The sequence below is a fragment of the Stutzerimonas chloritidismutans genome (genome assembly GCF_020783375.1).
GTDB lineage: Bacteria > Pseudomonadota > Gammaproteobacteria > Pseudomonadales > Pseudomonadaceae > Stutzerimonas > Stutzerimonas kunmingensis.
The window spans coordinates 3,431,797-3,451,507 of sequence record NZ_CP086067.1 but is presented as its reverse complement, the minus strand read 5'-3'; the positions used below and the strand labels follow the sequence as shown (position 1 = coordinate 3,451,507).

At 63.7% G+C, this 19,711-nt stretch carries 17 protein-coding genes; 10 read left to right on the top strand and 7 right to left on the bottom strand.

The features are described 5' to 3' along the window. Nucleotides 1–92: 92 nt before the first annotated feature. Genes gatB through gatC form a run of 3 tightly spaced genes read right to left on the bottom strand, consistent with a single transcriptional unit; the run spans nucleotide 93 to nucleotide 3,306 of the window. Nucleotides 93–1,538 (bottom strand): Asp-tRNA(Asn)/Glu-tRNA(Gln) amidotransferase subunit GatB, encoded by a 1,446-nt coding sequence (gatB, locus tag LLJ08_RS16110; protein ID WP_256445875.1) that lies wholly within the window; start codon nucleotides 1,536–1,538, stop codon nucleotides 93–95. Between the two features lie 11 nt (nucleotides 1,539–1,549). Further along, the gene (gatA, locus tag LLJ08_RS16105; protein ID WP_228207459.1) at nucleotides 1,550–3,001 is read right to left on the bottom strand and encodes an Asp-tRNA(Asn)/Glu-tRNA(Gln) amidotransferase subunit GatA; all 1,452 of its coding nucleotides are present in this window, start codon (nucleotides 2,999–3,001) and stop codon (nucleotides 1,550–1,552) included. A 17-nt stretch (nucleotides 3,002–3,018) separates the two neighbouring features. Continuing rightward, the gene (gene gatC, locus LLJ08_RS16100; protein WP_014821398.1) at nucleotides 3,019–3,306 is read right to left on the bottom strand and encodes an Asp-tRNA(Asn)/Glu-tRNA(Gln) amidotransferase subunit GatC; all 288 of its coding nucleotides are present in this window, start codon (nucleotides 3,304–3,306) and stop codon (nucleotides 3,019–3,021) included. A gap of 318 nt (nucleotides 3,307–3,624) precedes the next feature. Here gatC and mreB point away from each other — a divergent pair, with 318 nt between their 5' ends. From mreB to tldD, 9 genes are all read left to right on the top strand, one after another. Then, on the top strand, nucleotides 3,625–4,662 hold the full coding sequence (mreB, locus tag LLJ08_RS16095) for a rod shape-determining protein MreB (RefSeq protein ID WP_003302863.1): 1,038 nt from the start codon (nucleotides 3,625–3,627) through the stop codon (nucleotides 4,660–4,662). A 126-nt stretch (nucleotides 4,663–4,788) separates the two neighbouring features. Continuing rightward, nucleotides 4,789–5,766, top strand: coding sequence for a rod shape-determining protein MreC (gene mreC / locus LLJ08_RS16090; RefSeq protein WP_023445925.1), 978 nt, complete (start codon nucleotides 4,789–4,791; stop codon nucleotides 5,764–5,766). Then, complete coding sequence (gene mreD / locus LLJ08_RS16085) at nucleotides 5,763–6,251, top strand: rod shape-determining protein MreD (protein ID WP_014821395.1); 489 nt, start codon at nucleotides 5,763–5,765, stop codon at nucleotides 6,249–6,251. The genes mreC and mreD overlap by 4 nt, the downstream gene beginning before the upstream one ends. Before the next feature lie 196 nt (nucleotides 6,252–6,447). Continuing rightward, the gene (locus LLJ08_RS16080) at nucleotides 6,448–7,596 is read left to right on the top strand and encodes a PEGA domain-containing protein (protein ID WP_125878289.1); all 1,149 of its coding nucleotides are present in this window, start codon (nucleotides 6,448–6,450) and stop codon (nucleotides 7,594–7,596) included. A gap of 95 nt (nucleotides 7,597–7,691) precedes the next feature. Beyond that, nucleotides 7,692–8,282: a Maf family protein gene (locus tag LLJ08_RS16075; protein WP_228207458.1), complete on the top strand. Its 591-nt coding sequence runs from the start codon at nucleotides 7,692–7,694 to the stop codon at nucleotides 8,280–8,282. A gap of 85 nt (nucleotides 8,283–8,367) precedes the next feature. After that, nucleotides 8,368–9,825 carry a ribonuclease G gene (rng, locus tag LLJ08_RS16070; protein ID WP_228207457.1) on the top strand — a complete coding sequence of 486 codons (1,458 nt, stop codon included), beginning with the start codon at nucleotides 8,368–8,370 and terminating at the stop codon, nucleotides 9,823–9,825. 49 nt (nucleotides 9,826–9,874) lie between these two features. Then, nucleotides 9,875–13,678, top strand: a complete 3,804-nt coding sequence (locus tag LLJ08_RS16065; RefSeq protein WP_228207456.1) for a YhdP family protein — start codon at nucleotides 9,875–9,877, stop codon at nucleotides 13,676–13,678. A 37-nt stretch (nucleotides 13,679–13,715) separates the two neighbouring features. Continuing rightward, a complete protein-coding gene (locus tag LLJ08_RS16060; protein ID WP_228207455.1) occupies nucleotides 13,716–14,561 on the top strand; it encodes a carbon-nitrogen hydrolase family protein in 846 nt (281 codons plus the stop codon). Between the two features lie 2 nt (nucleotides 14,562–14,563). Then, complete coding sequence (tldD, locus tag LLJ08_RS16055; protein ID WP_228207454.1) at nucleotides 14,564–16,006, top strand: metalloprotease TldD; 1,443 nt, start codon at nucleotides 14,564–14,566, stop codon at nucleotides 16,004–16,006. Nucleotides 16,007–16,070: 64 nt separating this feature from the next. Here tldD and yjgA read toward each other — a convergent pair whose 3' ends face one another. Continuing rightward, a complete protein-coding gene (yjgA, locus tag LLJ08_RS16050; RefSeq protein WP_041014842.1) occupies nucleotides 16,071–16,592 on the bottom strand; it encodes a ribosome biogenesis factor YjgA in 522 nt (173 codons plus the stop codon). Between the two features lie 112 nt (nucleotides 16,593–16,704). Between yjgA and pmbA the strand changes: the two genes are divergently transcribed. Then, nucleotides 16,705–18,051 (top strand): metalloprotease PmbA, encoded by a 1,347-nt coding sequence (gene pmbA, locus LLJ08_RS16045; protein WP_228207453.1) that lies wholly within the window; start codon nucleotides 16,705–16,707, stop codon nucleotides 18,049–18,051. Between the two features lie 48 nt (nucleotides 18,052–18,099). Here the strand turns inward: pmbA and LLJ08_RS16040 are convergent, their stop codons facing one another. From LLJ08_RS16040 to ptsN, 3 genes are read right to left on the bottom strand one after another with little or no spacing between them, the layout of a single operon-like run. Further along, complete coding sequence (locus LLJ08_RS16040) at nucleotides 18,100–18,372, bottom strand: HPr family phosphocarrier protein (RefSeq protein ID WP_014821387.1); 273 nt, start codon at nucleotides 18,370–18,372, stop codon at nucleotides 18,100–18,102. Nucleotides 18,373–18,385: 13 nt separating this feature from the next. Further along, on the bottom strand, nucleotides 18,386–19,243 hold the full coding sequence (rapZ, locus tag LLJ08_RS16035; RefSeq protein ID WP_228207452.1) for an RNase adapter RapZ: 858 nt from the start codon (nucleotides 19,241–19,243) through the stop codon (nucleotides 18,386–18,388). Beyond that, a complete protein-coding gene (ptsN, locus tag LLJ08_RS16030; protein ID WP_228207451.1) occupies nucleotides 19,244–19,708 on the bottom strand; it encodes a PTS IIA-like nitrogen regulatory protein PtsN in 465 nt (154 codons plus the stop codon). It abuts the gene before it with no gap. Nucleotides 19,709–19,711 lie beyond the last annotated feature (3 nt).

Below are 19,711 nucleotides of genomic sequence, written 5' to 3'. Positions count from 1 at the left end.
CAGGTGTCGTGACGTTGTGGCGATGCCGGGAGCGGTGATGCAGCGATGTCCGCGGTTGCAGCAGGGGCAACCGCGGAGGGCCATCGCTCAGCTTAGCCTTCGAGTTTTTTCTTCAGCAGTTGGTTCACCTGGCCAGGGTTGGCCTTGCCCTTGGAAGCCTTCATCGCCTGGCCGACGAAGAAGCCGAACATCTTGCCGCGCTTGGCTTCGTCGCTGGCGCGGTACTGTTCGACCTGCTCGGCATTCGCTGCCAGCACTTCGTCCAGCATCGACTCGATGGCGCCGGAATCAGTGACCTGCTTGAGGCCCTTCTTCTCGATGATCTCGTCAGCCGAACCTTCGCCGGCGGCCATCGCCTCGAAGACCATCTTGGCGATCTTGCCGCTGATGGTGTCGTCCTTGATGCGCAGGATCATTCCACCCAGCTGCTCAGCTGTTACCGGCGTCTGCTCGATTTCCAGGCCTTCCTTGTTGAGCAAGCTGGACAGCTCGCCCATCACCCAGTTGGCCGCCAGCTTGGCGTCACCGCAGCTGGCATTGACCCGCTCGAAATAGTCAGCCAGTTCACGGCTTGCAGCCAGGACGTCGGCATCGTATGGCGACAGGCCGAACTCGCGCTCGAAACGCTCGCGCTTCTGTACCGGCAGTTCAGGCAGGCTGGCGCGCACTTCGTCGAGGAAGCTCTGCTCGATCACTACGGGCAGCAGGTCGGGGCAGGGGAAGTAGCGGTAGTCGTTGGCTTCTTCCTTGCTGCGCATGGAGCGCGTCTCATCCTTGTTCGGGTCGTACAGGCGGGTTTCCTGCACCACCTTACCGCCGTCCTCGATCAGCTCGATCTGCCGCTGCACCTCGTGGTTGATCGCCTTCTCGATAAAGCGGAAGGAGTTGACGTTCTTGATCTCGGCGCGGGTGCCGAACTCGGCCTGGCCTTTCGGCCGCACCGAGACGTTGCAGTCGCAGCGCAGCGAACCTTCGGCCATGTTGCCGTCGCAGATGCCGAGGTAGCGCACCAGGGCGTGGATCGCCTTGACGTAGGCGACCGCTTCCTTGGCCGAGCGGATGTCCGGCTCGGAGACGATCTCCAGCAGTGGTGTGCCGGCGCGGTTGAGGTCGATGCCGCTCATGCCGTGGAAGTCTTCGTGCAGGCTCTTGCCGGCGTCCTCTTCCAGGTGCGCGCGGGTGATGCCGATGCGCCGCGTGCTGCCGTCTTCCAGGGTAATGTCCAGATAGCCCTTGCCGACGATGGGATGGTCCATCTGGCTGGTCTGGTAGCCCTTGGGCAGGTCGGGGTAGAAGTAGTTCTTGCGCGCGAAGACGTTCTTCGGAGCGATCTCGGCATCGATCGCCAGGCCGAACTTGCAGGCCATGCGCACGGCTTCGGCATTGAGCACCGGCAGGGTGCCGGGCATGCCGAGGTCGACCAGGCTGGCCTGGGTGTTGGGTTCGGCGCCGAAGGTGGTGGCGCTGCCGGAAAAGATCTTCGACTGGGTCGCGAGCTGTGCGTGGATCTCCAGCCCGATCACGGTTTCCCATTGCATCTTCAATCTCCTCAGAATCCGGCCGGGGCGCGCATGTGCCAATCGGTGACTTGTTGATACTGGTGCGCCACATTGAGCAGGCGCGCTTCCTGGAAGTACGGCGCCAGCAGTTGCACACCCACCGGCAGGCCATCAATGAAGCCGGCCGGCATCGACAGGCCCGGAATGCCCGCCAGGTTGGCGGTGATGGTGTAGATGTCTTCCAGATAGGCCGAAACCGGATCGGCGTTCTTCTCGCCCAGCTTCCAGGCCAGGTTCGGCGTGGTCGGGCCGAGGATCACGTCGACCTGCTCGAAGGCAGCGACGAAGTCCTGCTTGATCAGACGGCGGATTTTCTGCGCCTTGAGGTAGTAAGCATCGTAGTAACCGGCGGACAGCGCGTAGGTGCCGACCATGATGCGCCGCTTGACCTCGTCACCGAAGCCTTCGGCGCGCGAGCGCTTGTAGAGGTCGGTGAGGTCGACCGGGTTTTCGCAGCGATAGCCGAAGCGTACGCCATCGAAACGCGAGAGGTTGGAAGAGGCCTCGGCTGGCGCGATCACGTAGTAGGAAGGAATCGCATGCTGCATGTTCGGCAGGCTGATTTCCTTGACCGTGGCGCCGAGCTTCTTCAGTTCCTCGACGGATGCCATGACGGCGTCAGCGATCTTCGGATCGAGGCCGGCGCCGAAGTACTCCTTCGGCAGGCCGATGCGCAGACCGGCGAGCGGCTGGCTCAGCGCGGCGAGGTAATCGTCCAGCGGCTGGTCGACGCTGGTGGAGTCCTTGGCGTCGAAACCGGCCATTGCCGACAGCAGCAGCGCGCAGTCTTCGGCCGTGCGTGCCATCGGGCCGCCCTGATCGAGACTCGATGCGTAGGCGACCATGCCCCAGCGCGATACCCGGCCGTAGGTCGGCTTGAGGCCGGTGAGGTTGGTCAGCGCAGCCGGCTGGCGGATCGAACCGCCGGTGTCGGTGCCGGTCGCGGCAGGCAACAGTCGTGCGGCGATGGCCGCGGCGGAACCGCCGGAGGAGCCGCCCGGTACTCGGGTCAGGTCCCAGGGGTTCTTCACCGCGCCGTAATAGCTCGACTCGTTGGCCGAGCCCATGGCGAATTCGTCCATGTTCAGCTTGCCGAGGGTAACCGTGCCGGCAGCTGCGAGCCGTTCCACCACGGTGGCATCGTAGGGCGCTTTGAAGTTGTCGAGAATCTTCGAGCCGCAGCTGGTGCGGATGCCCTGGGTGCAGAACAGGTCCTTGTGGCCGATCGGTGCGCCGAGCAGGGCGCCGTTCTCGCCGGCGGCGCGACGCGCGTCGGCGGCCTTGGCCTGTGCGAGGGCAAGCTCGTCGGTCACGCTGATAAACGCGTTGAGCTGCGGGTCGAGCTGCTCGATGCGGGCCAGCAGGGTGCGCGTCAGCTCCTCGGCGGAGAAGTGCTTCTCGGCGAGGTTGCGGGCGATCTCGGCAAGCGTCAGGTTGTGCATGTCGGAATCCTTCATCATCACTCGATCACTCGCGGAACCAGATAGAGGCCTTCTTCCACGGCGGGTGCGATGGCCTGGTAGGCATCACGCTGGTTGCTCTCGGTGACTGCATCGGCACGCAGGCGCTGGGTGGTTTCCAGCGGGTGGGCCAGCGGCTCGATACCAGTGGTGTCGACCGCCTGCATGCGGTCGATCAGGCCGAGGATATTGTTGAGGGTCTCGGTGGTGCGGGGCAGGTCGGCTTCAGACAGGCCCAGGCGGGCCAGATGAGCGATCTTCTCCACCTCGGTGCGTTCAAGCGCCATCGGGTATCTCCAGCGGAAAGCGAATCGGGACTGCACCTTCCGTCGACTGGACGGGGTGCATGGCAGCACGGGACGAGCCGCGGCAATGGGCTTTCTGGCCCGGAAAAGCCGTCAATCTTACATGCCCGAGGCGGTTATCGGTAGCGTGGACGCGGTGCGCGGCCTTAGGATGAGTGGCGACCACCGTCATGCGACCTGGCACGCAATGCCTCATTTCTGGCGCCACGCGGGCGGACTCTCGCCTTGCCCTAACTTCGCACCATTGTTAGAGTTTGCGGCACTTTTTTCCCCACGCGTTTGCCCCAGGGCCCTTTTCCCATGTTCAAGAAACTGCGTGGCATGTTTTCCAGTGATCTGTCGATCGACCTGGGCACTGCCAATACCCTTATTTATGTGCGCGATCGCGGCATTGTTCTCGACGAACCCTCTGTAGTCGCCATTCGTAGCCACGGCAACCAGAAGAGCGTTGTCGCCGTCGGCACCGAGGCCAAGCGCATGCTGGGCCGTACCCCGGGCAACATCAACGCGATCCGTCCGATGAAGGACGGTGTGATCGCCGACTTCAGCGTCTGCGAGAAGATGCTGCAGTACTTCATCAACAAGGTGCACGAGAACAGCTTCCTGCAGCCCAGCCCGCGCGTGCTGATCTGCGTGCCCTGCAAGTCGACCCAGGTCGAGCGTCGTGCAATTCGTGAGTCCGCACTCGGCGCCGGTGCTCGCGAAGTGTTCCTGATCGAGGAACCGATGGCCGCTGCGATCGGTGCCGGTCTGCCGGTGGACGAGGCCCGCGGCTCCATGGTCGTAGACATCGGTGGAGGTACCACCGAGATCGCGCTGATCTCCCTCAACGGCGTGGTCTACGCCGAATCCGTGCGAGTCGGCGGTGATCGTTTCGACGAATCCATCGTGACCTACGTGCGTCGCAACTACGGCAGCCTGATCGGCGAATCCACTGCCGAGCGCATCAAGCAGGAAATCGGTACCGCCTTCCCGGGCGGCGAGGTCCGCGAAGTGGACGTCCGTGGCCGCAACCTGGCCGAAGGCGTGCCGCGCAGCTTCACCCTGAATTCCAACGAAGTGCTCGAAGCCCTGCAGGAATCGCTGGCGACCATCGTTCAAGCGGTCAAGAGCGCGCTGGAGCAATCTCCGCCGGAGCTGGCCTCCGACATCGCCGAGCGCGGCCTGGTGTTGACAGGCGGCGGCGCGCTGCTGCGTGATCTGGACAAGCTGCTCGCCCAGGAAACCGGTCTGCCGGTGATCGTCGCCGAGGAGCCGCTGACCTGCGTCGCCCGTGGCGGTGGTCGCGCGCTGGAGATGATGGATCGTCACGCCATGGACCTGCTGTCCACGGAGTGAGCCTGCGCCGCTGTGCTCATGACAAGCCGAAAGATCCGGTCGCACCGGCTTTCGGCTTGTCGCGTTTAGTCTCAAGCTTTTACTCGTGAGGTAGTTGCAATCAAGCCGCTATTTGCCAAGGGACCTTTGCTCGGTGTGCGCCTGCTGGTGTTCGTCGTGCTTTGTGTCGTGCTGATGGTGGTGGATGCACGCTTCGACGCGCTGAAGGCGGTACGCAGCCAGATGGGGCTGGTACTGACGCCGTTCTACTGGGTCGCCGACATGCCGGTGCGGATCTGGAGAGGTGCGACCGAGCAGATCGCCAGTAGCAGCAGCCTGATGGCCGAGAACGAGAAGCTCAAGGCCGAGGCGCTGCTGATGCAGCGGCGCCTGCAGAAGCTGGCGATGCTCACCGAGCAGAACGTGCGCCTGCGCGAGTTGCTCAACTCGGCGGCGCTGGTGGATGACAAGGTCATCGTCGCCGAGCTGATCGGGCTCGATCCGAACCCGTTCACCCATCGCATCCTGATCGACAAGGGCGAGAAGGACGGCGTCTTCATGGGGCAGCCGGTGCTCGATGCCAGCGGCCTGATGGGGCAGGTCGTCGAGGTGCTGCCGTATGCCGCGCGCGTGCTGCTGCTGACCGATGTCACCCATAGCATTCCGGTGCAGGTCAACCGCAACGGACTGCGTGCGATCGCCGTGGGCACCGGCAATCCAGACTATCTAGAGCTGCGCCATGTGGCCGAAACGGCTGATGTCAAAGCAGGAGATTTGCTGGTCAGTTCCGGGCTCGGTCAGCGATTCCCTAGCGGCTATCCGGTGGCGCAGGTGACCGAGGTGGTGCACGGCTCCGGCCAGCCGTTCGCCATCGTACGTGCGGTGCCGACCGCCATGCTCAATCGCAGCCGCTATCTGATGCTGGTCTTCAGCGATTCGCGGACGCCGGAAGAGCGGGCCGCCGACGCTGCCGAGGCCCAGGCCGATGCCGATCAGAAAGCCGCTGCCGAAGGCGCGGAGGCAGCCGCACCTGCACCTGCTGCTGAGGCAGGGGCTGAAACGAGCGATTCCGAGCAGGCGCCCGCCGCCTCGTCGTCGACAACGGTATCGGAGGAGGCGCAATGATCAGCGGGCGGCCGAATAATGGATGGGTCATCTGGTTCAGCCTGACGATCGCGCTGCTGCTCAGCGTCGCGCCCATGCCCGGCAGCGCGGAGATCGCACGGCCGCTATGGCTGGGGTTGGTCATCGCCTTCTGGTCGTTGGTTCTGCCGCATCGCGGTGGGCTGGGCGCCGCGTTCTGTTTTGGGCTCGCGCAGGACGTGCTGGCCGGCACGCTGTTCGGCCAGAGCGCCTTGCCGCTGATCCTGATCGCTTTTCTGGTGCTGAGCCTGCAACAACGCCTGCGCATGTTTCCGCTGTGGCAACAGAGCATGGTGCTGCTGGTTGTGCTCGGCCTCGCCCAGTTGGTGCAGCTCTGGCTGAACACGCTGACCGGTAATCGGCCGCCGACGCTGCTGTTCCTCGTGCCTGTGCCGGTCAGCGCATTGCTCTGGCCTTGGGTTTATGTCGCGTTGCAGGGGCTGCGTCAGCGATTTGCGGTGTATTGACCAACGCCCGGTCGATTTTTCGTCCGTCGTACTCTGCGCTGAAAAAATCTGATCTTTTGTGTGGGGTTGTGCCGCCGGGCACGGCTTACGCCTTGCTGCTCCAAAGCAATTCTGAAATCATGCTGCCGCTATGGCGTTCCGCCATTACTGGTTTCTGCTTCAGAAGACGATAAGCACAACAGCACGGGCGATGAGTATGGAAGCTGGCAGTTCGATTTTTTCCAGGCCGCAAGGCTCTCGTGGCGCCCGTGCGGTGCTGGCTGCCGGCGCGGTAGGGTCGCTGCTGATGACGCTGGTCATGAGCACTGGTTACTCTCAGGCCGATAGCGCCCCCCAGGCCCCTCAGTTGGCCAAGCTGTCGGCCCCAGATACGCTCTCCACCGTTGCCGCTCCCTCTGAGTCCGCTGCCGATTCGCCTCGCGCCGAGCAGCTGGCCGGCAAGATTGCAGAGCTCGACGCCATCCTCCTTGAAAAGCAGAAGCTTGAAGATGCGCTGCGGGCCGAGAAGAGCGAGCTCGCTGCCGTGCAATTGCAGCTGGCCAACAGCAAGAAGCTGATTCGCCTGGAGGTCGACGACTTCCTCGGTCAGAGCGCCGAGCGCAAGCGTCTCGATGAGCTGCTGGACGAGCACAAACGTAGTGCCGAGGCCGAGAAAGCCATTGGCGAACGCGTCGAAGCTCTGGAGAAGGGTCTCGGCAGCCAGCACCTGAAGTTCTCGCTTGCCGCGCGTGACGTCGATCGTCTCAAGACCCAGCTGGCGGCCGAGGTTCGCGAGCGCAACAGCAAGAAGATCCAGGCCATTGCCCGCAAGCTGGACAAGACCATTCGCTTCGAGCAGGCGGTTTCGTTCCGCTGTTCCGCCAGCAAGAGCCTCGCGGCCTGCCTGGCCGAGCACCGCAACGATGGTCAGATGTCGCAATGGGTGCTGGAAAACTACCAGCGTGTGCTGGCCGAGGATATCCGCGAGCAGGTTGCCGATGTCGAACTGGATACCGCCTGGTACCGCTACCGCACACGTACCGATTTCGCCCAGGCAAGCATGAGCCTGGACGGCACCGTCAACGCGCAGATGAACGTCGAGGCGACCATCACGGCGAAGAAGATGATGCCGTGCGCGATCCTCGATGTGCCCTACGAGCAATGCGACAGCAAGACCCACTCGCTGATCGTGCGTAGCAACAAGTACGATGATCGGGTCCGCATCAACGACCAGGAGCATGGCGCCACGCCGGTTTCGCTGGTGCTCGACAGCGGTGTCTATGACATTCAGGTCACCTCCGGTGGCATTACCCAGAAGCGCACGCTGTCGCTCAAGGGCGATCAGGTGGTCAACTTCAAGTTCTGATCCATGCCCGGCGTAGTCCTTACGCCGGTCCTCTGCGCCTTCCTCGACGTACCCCGGATATGCGACGCTGTCGCTTTACTGTCTGAGGAACTGCCATGGGCGCTCTGTTTCTTGCCTCGGCATCACCCCGCCGCCGCGAATTGCTCGCGCAGATCGGCGTGCCGTTTTCTCTCGTCAGCGTGTCCGTCGATGAAACGCCCTCGCCAACCGAGTCGCCCGAGGCGTATGTCGAGCGCGTTGCGCGCGACAAGGCGCTCGCCGGGCTCGTCAGTCTGGGGGATCGCGACGGCTGCGTGCTGGGTGCCGACACCAGCGTGGTGCTCGATCAGCATATTCTCGGCAAGCCTGCCGACCGTGCCGACGGGCTCGCCATGCTGGCGGCGTTATCCGGGCGTACGCACCGGGTCATGACCGCCGTCGCGCTGGCCAGTCGAAGTGCCTGCGAGGTGCGTGTGGTCATGAGCGAGGTGACCTTCCGTACCATCGACGAAGCTGAAGCCGAACGCTATTGGGATAGCGGAGAGCCGGCGGACAAGGCGGGCGGTTACGCCATCCAGGGCTGGGGCGCGGTGTTCGTCAGCCAGTTGCACGGCAGCTATTCGGCGGTGGTTGGCCTGCCGTTATGTGAAACGGCGCAGCTGATCGACGCCTTCGGACTTTCACGTTGGACCAAAGGCTCAAGCTAGAGCCTGTGGCTTCGGCGCGCAGGCCGGTTAGAATCGACTCAACCACCAGCTAGCGCTGCACATCAAGCCACCGCCGAGAACAACAATGAGCGAAGAAATCCTGATGAACATCACCCCCATGGAGTCGCGGGTGGCGGTGGTGGAGAACGGTGTCCTGCAGGAGGTGCATGTCGAGCGCACCCAGCGCCGTGGCATCGTCGGCAACATTTACAAAGGCAAGGTGGTGCGCGTCCTGCCGGGTATGCAGGCGGCGTTCGTCGACATAGGGCTGGATCGCGCCGCGTTCATCCATGCTTCCGAGATTTCCGCCCGCGAGGGTAATGCGGTCGAGCCGATCAACGCCCTGGTTCACGAAGGCCAGAGTCTGGTGGTGCAGGTCACCAAGGACCCCATTGGCACCAAGGGCGCGCGCCTGACCACGCAGCTGTCGATCCCATCGCGCTACCTGGTGTACATGCCGCGCACCAGCCATGTCGGCATTTCCCTGCGTATCGAAGATGAAGCCGAGCGCGAGCGGCTCAAGCAGGTCGTTGCCGAATGCGTTGAGGCAGAGGGCATCCAGGAGGCCGGTGGCTTCATTCTGCGTACCGCGGCTGAAGGGGCCGGCAGCGACGAAATCCTCATGGACATCCGCTATCTGCGCCGTCTGTGGGAGCAGATCGCCAGCCAGATCAAGACCGTCGAAGCGCCTACGGTGATCTACGAGGATCTCTCGCTGGCCATGCGCACGTTGCGGGATCTGGTCAATCCGCGGATCGAGAAGATTCGCATCGATTCGCGGGAGAATTTCCAGAAGGTGAGCCAGTTTGTCGGCGAGCTGATGCCCGAGCTGGGCGACCGCCTCGAACACTACCCGGGCGAGCGGCCGATCTTCGATCTCTACGGTGTCGAGGATGAGATCCAGAAGGCGCTGGAGCGCAAGGTCATGCTCAAGTCCGGCGGTTACCTGATCATCGATCCGGCCGAGGCGATGACCACCATCGACGTCAACACGGGCGCCTTCGTCGGTCATCGCACCCTCGAGGAAACCATTTTCAAGACCAACCTCGAGTCGGCCACCGCCATCGCTCGTCAGCTCAGGCTGCGCAATCTGGGTGGCATCATCATCATCGATTTCATCGACATGGAAGACGAGGAGCATCGTCGCCAGGTCCTGCGCACGCTGGAGAAGCAGCTCGAGCGCGATCACGCCAAGACCAACATCATCGGCATCACCGAGCTCGGCCTGGTGCAGATGACTCGCAAGCGCACCCGCGAAAGCCTCGAACAGGTGCTGTGCGAACCCTGCATGTGCTGTCAGGGGCGCGGCAAGCTGAAGACGCCGGAGACCGTCTGCTACGAGATATTCCGCGAGATCCTGCGTGAGGCGCGGGCCTACCAGGCGGAAGGCTACCGGGTGCTGGCCAATCAGAAGGTGATCGATCGTCTGCTCGACGAGGAGTCGGGCAATGTCGCCGACCTGGAGGCCTTTATCGGTCGCTCGATCAAGTTCCAGGTGGAAAGCATGTACTCCCAGGAACAGTACGACGTGGTGTTGCTCTGAACAATGGTAGACCGGGCCGCAAGGGCCAGGATGACCGGAGCGCATCCAGATGAACCGCCTCGCCGCCTTCCTCGTGACACTGTCGCGCCAGCTGTTCTGGGTAATCGCGTTCGGGCTGATTTTGGCCGCGCTCTACGTGAGCCTGGGGCGGCAGCTGGTGCCTGTAATCGCCGAGTACCGGGCCGAGGTGCAGGAGAAGGCGCAGGCGGCGCTGGGCATGCCAATCGCGCTGGGCAGGCTCGAAGGCCGCTGGGAGGGTTTCGCTCCCCGTTTGCTGGCGCATGATGTATTGCTGGGCGAGGGTGACAGCGCGATGCGCCTGGACCGTATTGCCATCGTCCCAGACCTGGCGGCCAGCCTCTGGGCGCGAGAGTGGCGGCTGAGCCGGCTGGAGTTTAGCGGCGTGCAGCTGTCTGTCGCTGAAGATGCCGAGGGCAAGTGGCGAGTGGAGGGCTTGCCGACCCGTACCGAGCAGAAACCGCCCGAACCGCAGAAGATTCTCGAGTCGTTGCAGCGGGTGCGTGGGCTGGCGGTGCGCAACAGCCAGATCACGCTGGAGCCATTCGGAGAACCGCCGCTGACCCTGAGCTACACCGATCTAGACCTGCTCGTCGACGGTGTGGGGCTCCGGTTGGACGGGCGCAGCATCCTGCCGGATGGCCAGCCCCTGGCCTTGCGCATTGAGGGGCGGGTGCAGCCGCAGCGCTGGCAGCACGCCGAGGCGCAGGTTTATCTCAGCCTGCCACAAAGCGACTGGGCCGCCTGGTTGCCGCGCCGACTGACTGCCGACTGGCATCTGCAGACGTTGAAGATGGGAGGTGAGCTGTGGGTAACCTGGCGCGAAAAGGCGCTGGAGCGTGCTGTTCTACGGATTAACGCGCCGCAACTGATCACGTCCTTTGCCGATCGTGAGCCTGTTCAGCTCGAGGACCTTGGGGGCGAGGCTTATATCGATCGCAACGAGCAGGGCTACCGGCTGCTGCTGGACCGGCTGGCGTTCGATCTCGAAGGCGAGCGCTGGGGCGATGCGCGAATCCAGGTTCAGCAGGATCAGACTCAGCAGCATTGGCAGCTGCAGGCTGATCGGTTGGGTATCGCGCCGATCGCCACACTCGTCCGTGCACTGGCGCCGCTACCACCGGCCGCAGCCGAGACGCTGACGGCGCTGCAGCCCAATGGAACATTGCGCAACCTGCAGCTCGACTACCGCCCCCAGATGGAGTCGCCGCAGCGGCTGCAATTCGCTGCCAATCTGGACCGTATCAGTTTCGCCGCACACAACTGGATACCGGCGGTGGGCAACGCGAGTGGCAGCATTCGCGGTGATATGGGCGGCGGAGAACTGCGCCTGGACAGCGACGACTTCAGCCTGCAGCTTGCGCCGCTGTACCCCGATCCCTGGCGCTACCGACACGCCGGCGGGCGTCTGACCTGGGCGCTGGACGAGCAGGCCTTCACGCTGGCTGCGCCCTATCTGCGTATCGACGGCGAGGAAGGCAAGATCGCCGGTGACTTCCTGATCCGCCTGGCCAGGGATCCCGCGGCAGAGGATTACATGGACCTGCGGGTTGGCTTGAGCGAAGGCGACGCGCGCTTTACCGAAAAATACTTGCCGACACGCTCACCAGCGTTAAGCCCGGCGCTGGTCAGCTGGCTCAAGGAAGCGATTCGCAGCGGTACGGTCGAGCAAGGTTATTTCCAGTACCAGGGCGCATTGAGCAAGGGAGCTTCCGACAGCGCGCGCAGCCTGAGCCTGTACTTCAAGGTGCGCGATGCCGAGCTGGCGTTTCAGCCCGGCTGGCCCGTGCTGCAGCAGGGCCGTGGCGAGGTGCTGATCGAAGACAGCGGGGTTCGCGTCCGGCTCGCGGAAGGGCGGATTCTCGACAGTCACGTGCGTGATGCGACAGCGGACATTCCTCGCGTCGGCGCCGGCAACGTGCCGCAGTTGGCCGTGAAGGGGCAGGTCGCCAGCAGCCTGGCGGATGCCTTGAAGCTGCTTCAGGAGGCGCCGATCGGAACCGGTGAGATCTTCGCAGGCTGGCAGGGGCAGGGTGCGCTCAGCGGCGCGCTCGATCTGCAGATCCCGCTGGGCAAGGGCACGCCGCGGGTCATTGTGGATTTCGCCAGCGACGATGCGAAACTGAAGATTCCCGAGCCGGAGCTTGCCTTCGAGCAACTCAGCGGCAGTTTCCGCTACGACACCGCGCGAGGCTTGAGTGCAGAGGCCATCCAGGCGCGTCTGTTCGGCGCTCCGGTCAAGGGCAAGGCGGTAGCGACAGGAGCGACTGGCAAGCCTGCCTCTCGCGTGGAGGCACAGGGCGCCGTGGGGTTGAAGCGTCTGGCTGAGTGGCTCGCGATCGAGCAGTCGCTGCCCGCCAGCGGTGAGTTGCCCTATCAGTTGCGACTGGATCTGGCGGGTGAGGACAGTCAGTTGCAGATCGACTCTTCGCTACAGGGGCTGCGCATCGATCTGCCAGCGCCGTTCGGCAAGCCTGCACGCGAGCGCCGTGACACCTCGTTGCGGATGTCCCTGCAAGGAGTCGAGCGTCGCTACGGTGTCCGGCACGGGTCACTCGCCGCACTGACGTTCGCTGCGCCGCCGGGTGCCTGGGCGCAGGGCCGCGGCGAGCTGCGTCTCGGGCCTGGGGCGGCCAATCTTCCGGCCAGTGCCGGGCTTTATGTCAGGGGGCGCCTGCCGCAGCTCGACTTGAAAGCCTGGCAGGCGGTGCTTGAACAGCACGGCAAGGCACAAGCGCAGCAGACGACTGGCTCGCTGCTGCGCCGGGCGCAGGTCGATATCGATCGTTTCGAAGGTTTTGGCACCCGGATCGACAATCTTGGGCTGGACCTGCGGCGAATGAGGGAAGCCTGGGACCTTGGCCTTCGCAGTTCGATCATCAGCGGCTCGGTTCGCCTGCCAGATGCCGAGGGCGGCATCATCGTTGCCGATCTCCAGCGCCTGCGTCTGCCGGCTGCCGCGCAATCCAACGAGGCGGTCAAGGAGCGACCCGATCCGCTGGCTGATGTCGACCCGCAAAGCCTGCCGGCAATGGATGTCGCGATCGAACGGGTTTCCCTGGGCGACAATGTGCTCGGCGCCTGGGCGTTGAAGCTGCGCCCGGTCAGCGGCGGGACCGAGTTCCGCGATATCGCTCTCGACCTCAAGGGCCTGAAGATTACCGGGAACGGCGGCTGGGGCAGTGCGCAGACCTGGTACAAGGGCCGCCTCGAAGGGCGCAATCTCGCTGACGTATTGCTTGCGTGGGGCTTTGCGCCTTCGGTGACCAGTGACAGTTTTCGCCTGGATGTGGATGGGCAGTGGCCTGGTTCGCCGGCTTGGTTCGCCATGGCGCGCTATTCCGGCAGCATGCGACCTCGGCTGCGCAAGGGGCAGTTTGTCGAGATCGACGGCAGCGCCCAGGCGCTGCGCGTGTTCGGCGTGCTCAACTTCAATTCGATAGGGCGCCGCCTGCGGCTGGATTTCTCCGATCTGTTCAGCAAGGGGCTCAGTTACGACCGGCTGGATGGGCGGTTGCTGGCCAAGGAGGGTGTGTTTAACACCCGCGAGCCCATCACCGTCAGTGGTCCGTCGACCAACCTCGAGCTGGATGGCAGGCTGGATATGGCGCGTGACGAGATCGACGCCAAGTTGCTGGTCACCTTGCCGATCAGCAACAACCTGCCGCTGGCGGCGCTGATTGTCGGCGCACCGGCGATCGGCGGGGCGCTGTTCGTGGTGGACAAGCTGCTCGGCGACCGCGTTGCGCGTTTCGCCAGCGTACAGTACGACGTCAAGGGGCCTTGGCAGGCGCCTAAGATCAGCTTCGACAAACCATTCGAAAAGCCCAACTGATCCGCATCGGGCCGGGTCTTTCAGCATCGGGGAAAGCATGTCCTTAGCCGTGATTCAGATGGCCAGCCAGGCGGATGTAATGCTCAATCTGGCCCGCGCGCGCGAGTTGCTCGAGCAGGCGGCCGAAGCGGGCGCGCGGCTGGCGGTGCTACCGGAGAACTTCGCCGCAATGGGCCGCAGCGATCTACCGCGGCTGGGTCGCGCCGAAGCCGCTGGCGACGGGCCGATCCTGCCCTGGTTGAAACAGGTCGCCCGTGACCTCAGGTTGTGGATCGTGGCTGGCACCTTGCCGTTACCGCCCGACGACGACCCGCAGGGCAAGCCGAATGCCTGCTCGCTGCTGTTCGATGATCAGGGGCAGCGGGTGGCGCGCTACGACAAGCTGCATCTGTTCGATGCGGAGGTTGCAGATAACCGTGGCCACTACCGTGAATCGGACGACTATGCGGCGGGGCAAAGGCTGGTGATTGCCGACACACCGGTTGGACGCTTGGGGCTGAGCGTGTGTTATGACCTGCGTTTCGCCGAGCTGTATGGTGCGCTGAGGGCGGCAGGTGCCGAGTTGATCAGCGTGCCGTCGGCGTTCACCACGGTGACCGGTGAAGCGCACTGGGCGACGTTGATTCGTGCCCGTGCCATCGAGACTCAGTGCTATATCCTGGCTGCCGCACAGGGTGGAGAGCATCCTGGTGGTCGCCTCACGCATGGGCATTCGTCTATCGTGGACCCATGGGGCCGTCTGATGTGCGAGCAGGCGACTGGCGAGGCGGCTTTGGTTGCCGCTCGGGATGCGTCCGAACAGGCTGCCATCCGCCAGCGAATGCCGCTGCAGCGCCACCGCCGATTTTCCGTACCGTGCCTGGCCACGGACCGTTTGGAGTGAATATGAGTGAACTGCTGTTACCTGTCACCGAGCGACTGCTGACACCTGGCGGCCTGGGTATCGATGACCTGCCAGGCTTGCTCGGTGAACTCGCCGGGCCCGGCGTGGATGCGGCGGACCTGTACTTTCAGGATCAGGTTTCCGAGTCTTGGGTACTCGAGGATGGCATCGTCAAGGAGGGCGGCTTCCATCTGGAGCAGGGCGTCGGCGTGCGCGCACTGTCCGGCGAGAAAACCGGTTTCGCCTACAGCAACGCGATCACTGCCGATGCATTGCGTCAGGCGGCTCAGGCTGCACGCTCCATCGCGCGCAGCGGCCAGCAAGGCCAGGTCAAGGTGCTGTCCAGGGCGGCATTCGCGCCGTTGTACGCGCAGGACAATCCGCTCGACGGGCTCGGCCGTGCCGAGAAGGTCGAGCTGCTCAAGCGCATCGACGTCGCGACAAGGGCGCTGGACCCTCGCATCAAGCAGGTGACCGTAAGCCTGGCGGGCGTCTGGGAGCATATCCTGGTGGCCGGAATGGACGGTGGTATGGCAGCCGATATCCGCCCTCTGGTGCGTTTCAACGTCAGCGTGATCGTCGAGCAGAACGGCCGCCGCGAGCGCGGTGGCCAGGGTGGCGGCGGACGTACCGGCTACCAGTACTTCCTCACCGAGGATCGCGCCATGGGCTACGCCCGCGAGGCATTGCGTCAGGCGCTGGTCAACCTCGAAGCGGTGTCGGCACCGGCCGGTTCCTTGCCGGTCGTTCTTGGGCCTGGCTGGTCCGGCGTGCTGTTGCACGAGGCCGTCGGCCATGGCCTGGAGGGTGATTTCAATCGCAAGGGCAGCTCGGCCTACAGTGGCCGGATCGGGCAGAAGGTGGCGTCCAGCCTGTGCACCATCGTCGATGACGGTACCCTGGCGGATCGCCGAGGTTCGCTCAGCGTCGATGACGAAGGCACGCCGACCCAATGCACCACGCTGATCGAGAACGGCATTCTCAAGGGTTATATCCAGGACAAGTTAAACGCCCGCCTTATGGGCGTCGCGCCGACCGGTAACGGCCGCCGCGAGTCTTACGCGCATCTACCGATGCCGCGCATGACCAACACCTACATGCTGGCCGGCGAAAGCGATCCGCAGGAAATCATTCGCTCGGTGAAGAAGGGCATCTACTGCGCCAGCCTCGGCGGCGGTCAGGTCGACATCACCAGCGGCAAGTTCGTCTTCTCCACCAGTGAGGCCTATCTGATCGAGGACGGCAAGATCACCGCACCGGTGAAGGGCGCGACGCTGATAGGCAATGGCCCCGAGGTGATGAACCGGGTGTCGATGGTCGGTAACGACCTGGCGCTCGACAGCGGTGTCGGCACCTGTGGCAAGGATGGGCAGTCGGTGCCGGTGGGCGTCGGCCAGCCGACCCTGAAGATCGACGAGATAACCGTAGGCGGAACGGGTGCGTGAAGCCGCGGCGAGTGCCAGCCGCGAGCTTCAAGGCTAGGGGTTGAGGTACGGGTTGAGATTGCCGTCAGCGCAAGCCGCGTTTGGCTTCGTCCAGTTCGCGGATGTACTTGAATATCTTGCGGCTGGCGGCCGGCGGCTTGTCGCGCGCCGCCTCGTGCTGGGCGTGGCGGATCAGCCCGCGCAGATGCTGGCGGTCGGTCTCGGGGTATTCGGTTACGAACGCTTCCAGGGTGGCGTCGTCACCGCCGATCAGACGGTCACGCCAGCGCTCCAGCGCATGGAAGCGCTCGTTGTATTGGCGCGTCGAGGCGTCCAGTTGATCGACCAGCGCGAGAATGGCATCGACATCCTGGTCGCGCATCAGCTTACCGATGTACTGGATGTGCCGTTTGCGCGCGATATGCGCCTTGTGTTTCGGCGCGTCGGCCAGCGCCTTCTGCAACGCGTCGCTCAGAGGCAGGCGAGCGATGAGGTCAGGCTTGAGGGTAGTTAGCCGCTCGCCTAGCTCCTGCAGGGCAAGCAGCTCGCGTTTGACCTGGGACTTGCTTTTTTCGTCGAAATCGTCGGCGTCGGAGTGTTCAGACATGGGGATGGTCCACTAGGAAATGCCGCCATCATAACAGCAGCCCTGGCAGCAGGCTCCAGAGGAGCGGCGCCAGGTTGCAACTTGATTCGATTGCAGTGGTTTGGGAGTGCTTATGAGTGAAGTAGAGGGCATCGGCCCGCACGCGCTGCCCGGTTTGCGCGAGAAGGTCGAGCGCATCATCGAGGAAGCGCGCCGGCAGGGCGCCAGCGCCAGCGAGGTTTCGGTCTCCATGGAGCAGGGGCTGTCGACCACAGTGCGTCAGCGCGAGGTGGAGACGGTCGAGTTCAATCGCGACCAGGGCTTTGGCATCACGCTCTATGTCGGCCAGAGCAAAGGCACTGCGAGCACCACCGGCAGTGGTGACGACGCCATCCGTGAAACCGTAGCCGCCGCGCTGGCCATCGCCAGGCATGCCTCGGAGGACGAATTTGCTGGCCTCGCTGACGCTACGCTGATGGCGCGCGAGCTTCCCGATCTCGATCTTTACCATCCGTGGGCGGTCACCCCCGAACAGGCCATCGAGCAGGCGCTCAGCTGTGAAGACGCCGCGTTCGCCTTCGATCAGCGTATCCGCAACGCAGACGGCACTACGCTAAATACCCATCAGGGCTGCCGCGCCTATGGCAACAGCAACGGCTTCATCGGGGGCTATTGCAGCAGCCGTCACAGCCTGAGTTGCGTGATGATCGCCGAGAGCGCAGGGCAGATGCAGCGTGACTATTTCTACGACGTCAACCGCATCGGCGAGTCGCTGCTCGACCCGCAGACCATCGGCCGGCGCGCAGCCGAGCGTGCCGTGCGACGTCTGGGTGCGCGCCCGGTTCCTACCTGCGAAGTGCCGGTACTTTTCGCCCCCGAGCTGGCGACCGGTCTGTTTGGCCACTTCATTGCAGCGATTTCCGGCGGAAATCTCTACCGCAAAGCCTCTTATCTTGAGGATGCCCTGGGACAGGCGCTGTTTCCCGAGTGGCTGAGCCTTGATGAGCGTCCGCACATCCCGCGAGCCCTCGGTAGTGCCAGCTACGATGGCGATGGCCTTGCGACCTATGCCAAGCCGTTCGTGGAGAACGGCCGCCTGCTGTCCTATGTGCTTTCGACCTATTCCGGACGCAAGCTCGGTATGCCCAGTACGGCCAACGCCGGGGGTGTGCACAACCTGTTCGTCAGCCATGGGGAAGAGGATCAGGCGGCGTTGATCCGGCGCATGGGCCGAGGCCTGCTGGTGACGGAGCTGATGGGACAGGGCCTGAATCTGGTGACCGGCGACTATTCTCGTGGCGCCGGCGGCTATTGGGTCGAGAATGGCGAGATCCAGTTCCCGGTACAGGAAGTAACGATTGCCGGAAATCTGCGCGACATGTTCCGCCAGATCGTGGCGGTCGGTTGCGATGTGGAAACGCGCGGCAACGTGCGGACCGGCTCGGTGTTGATCGAGCGAATGATGGTCGCTGGCAAGTAAGGCAGTGCGGCGCGGTCGGCAACGATTCGCGCCGCTGTGGCAAGGTGTCTACTCGCCTTCTTCGAAATAGTCGTCGATCAGCGCGGTCAGCGCGTTCAGTGCGTCCTCTTCCTGTTCACCTTCGGTGTCCAGGTGCACGGTGGTGCCTTTGCTGGCGGCGAGCATCATGACCGCCATGATGCTCTTGCCGTCGACCAGCGTGGCCGGGCAGCGGCCAACGCGAATCTTGCAGGGGTAGCGATTGGCAACGGCGACGAACTTGGCGGCAGCGCGCGCGTGCAGGCCGAGTTTGTTGATGATGGTGACTTCGCGGGCGGGCATGGTGCAGGTATTCCTAGGCGAGGTCCCGATGACGGACCTGCAGGTTCTTCAGCGGTTCTCTCAACGCCTGGCCTAGCCGTTCGGCCAGGTAGACCGAGCGATGATGGCCGCCGGTGCAGCCGATGGCGATGGTGACATATGCGCGGTTGCTGGCGGCAAAGCGCGGCAGCCATTTGCTCAGATAGCCGTGGATATCCTGGAACATTTCCTCCACGTCGGCCTGGGCGCTGAGGTAGTCGATCACCGGCTGGTCTAGCCCGGAAAAGTCGCGAAGCTCGGCTTTCCAGTAAGGGTTGGGCAGGCAACGTACGTCGAACACGAGATCGGCATCGATCGGCATCCCGCGCTTGAAACCGAATGACTCGACCAGAAAAGCGGTGCCCGGCTCAGGCTTGTTGAGCAAGCGCAACTTGAGCACGTCGCGCAGCTGATAGAGATTGAGATGGGTGGTGTCGATCTTCAGGTCGGCGTGATCGATGATCGCTGCGAGCAGCAACTCCTCATCATGGATCGCTTCGGCCAGAGAGCGATTTTCGTTGGTCAGTGGATGGCGGCGGCGGGTTTCCGAGAAGCGCTTGAGCAGGGTCTCATCGTCGGCATCCAGATAGAGCACATCGCACTGGATGTGCCTGGCGCGGACTTCTTCGAGTAGCTCGGGGAAGCGCTTGAGCTGACTGGGCAGGTTGCGCGCGTCGATCGACACGGCGACCTGCGGATGCAGCAGCTCAGTGTGCAGCAGGGCGCGCTCGGCAAGCTCAGGCAACAGTCCGGCAGGCAGGTTGTCGATGCAATAGAAGCCGTTGTCCTCGAGCACGTTCAGTGCAGTGCTCTTGCCCGAACCCGAGCGTCCACTGACGATGATCAGCCGCATCTATGCCCCGTTCTGCACGTCGACCACTACCTGGTAGAGGCTTTCGTTGCTCGGCGCCTGGCGCAGTCGTTGGCGTACGTCTTCGCGGTCGAGCATGCTGGCGATCTGGCGCAGCAGTTCGAGATGCTCGTCGGTGGCGGCCTCCGGTACCAGCAGGACGAACAGCAGGTCCACCGGCGCGCCGTCGATGGCGTCGAAATCCACTGGCGTCTGCAGGCGCAGAACGGCGCTCAGCGGTGCATTGCAGCCAACCATGCGGCAGTGCGGGATGGCGATGCCGTTGCCGAAGCCGGTCGAGCCGAGCTTCTCGCGCGCGATCAGGCTTTCGAAGATGGTCTGGGAGTCGAGATCGATAAGGTCCCGGGCGATCACCTTGGCGATCTGTTCCAGGACGCGCTTCTTGCTACCGCCCGGGACGTTCACCAAGGAACGCCCGGGGGTGAGGATGTTTTCGAGTCGGATCATATT

What these genes read in the sequence shown, in the direction of transcription:
- pmbA (WP_228207453.1), top strand. Translation starts at nt 16,705, where the DNA reads ATGAGTGAAGTAGAGGGCATCGGCCCGCACGCGCTGCCCGGTTTGCGC.
- LLJ08_RS16075 (WP_228207458.1), top strand. Translation starts at nt 7,692, where the DNA reads ATGGGCGCTCTGTTTCTTGCCTCGGCATCACCCCGCCGCCGCGAATTG.
- yjgA (WP_041014842.1), bottom strand. Translation starts at nt 16,592, where the DNA reads ATGTCTGAACACTCCGACGCCGACGATTTCGACGAAAAAAGCAAGTCC.
- mreB (WP_003302863.1), top strand. Translation starts at nt 3,625, where the DNA reads ATGTTCAAGAAACTGCGTGGCATGTTTTCCAGTGATCTGTCGATCGAC.
- rng (WP_228207457.1), top strand. Translation starts at nt 8,368, where the DNA reads ATGAGCGAAGAAATCCTGATGAACATCACCCCCATGGAGTCGCGGGTG.
- gatB (WP_256445875.1), bottom strand. Translation starts at nt 1,538, where the DNA reads ATGCAATGGGAAACCGTGATCGGGCTGGAGATCCACGCACAGCTCGCG.
- LLJ08_RS16040 (WP_014821387.1), bottom strand. Translation starts at nt 18,372, where the DNA reads ATGCCCGCCCGCGAAGTCACCATCATCAACAAACTCGGCCTGCACGCG.
- LLJ08_RS16065 (WP_228207456.1), top strand. Translation starts at nt 9,875, where the DNA reads ATGAACCGCCTCGCCGCCTTCCTCGTGACACTGTCGCGCCAGCTGTTC.
- rapZ (WP_228207452.1), bottom strand. Translation starts at nt 19,243, where the DNA reads ATGCGGCTGATCATCGTCAGTGGACGCTCGGGTTCGGGCAAGAGCACT.
- LLJ08_RS16080 (WP_125878289.1), top strand. Translation starts at nt 6,448, where the DNA reads ATGGAAGCTGGCAGTTCGATTTTTTCCAGGCCGCAAGGCTCTCGTGGC.
- tldD (WP_228207454.1), top strand. Translation starts at nt 14,564, where the DNA reads ATGAGTGAACTGCTGTTACCTGTCACCGAGCGACTGCTGACACCTGGC.
- ptsN (WP_228207451.1), bottom strand. Translation starts at nt 19,708, where the DNA reads ATGATCCGACTCGAAAACATCCTCACCCCCGGGCGTTCCTTGGTGAAC.
- gatA (WP_228207459.1), bottom strand. Translation starts at nt 3,001, where the DNA reads ATGCACAACCTGACGCTTGCCGAGATCGCCCGCAACCTCGCCGAGAAG.
- gatC (WP_014821398.1), bottom strand. Translation starts at nt 3,306, where the DNA reads ATGGCGCTTGAACGCACCGAGGTGGAGAAGATCGCTCATCTGGCCCGC.
- LLJ08_RS16060 (WP_228207455.1), top strand. Translation starts at nt 13,716, where the DNA reads ATGTCCTTAGCCGTGATTCAGATGGCCAGCCAGGCGGATGTAATGCTC.
- mreD (WP_014821395.1), top strand. Translation starts at nt 5,763, where the DNA reads ATGATCAGCGGGCGGCCGAATAATGGATGGGTCATCTGGTTCAGCCTG.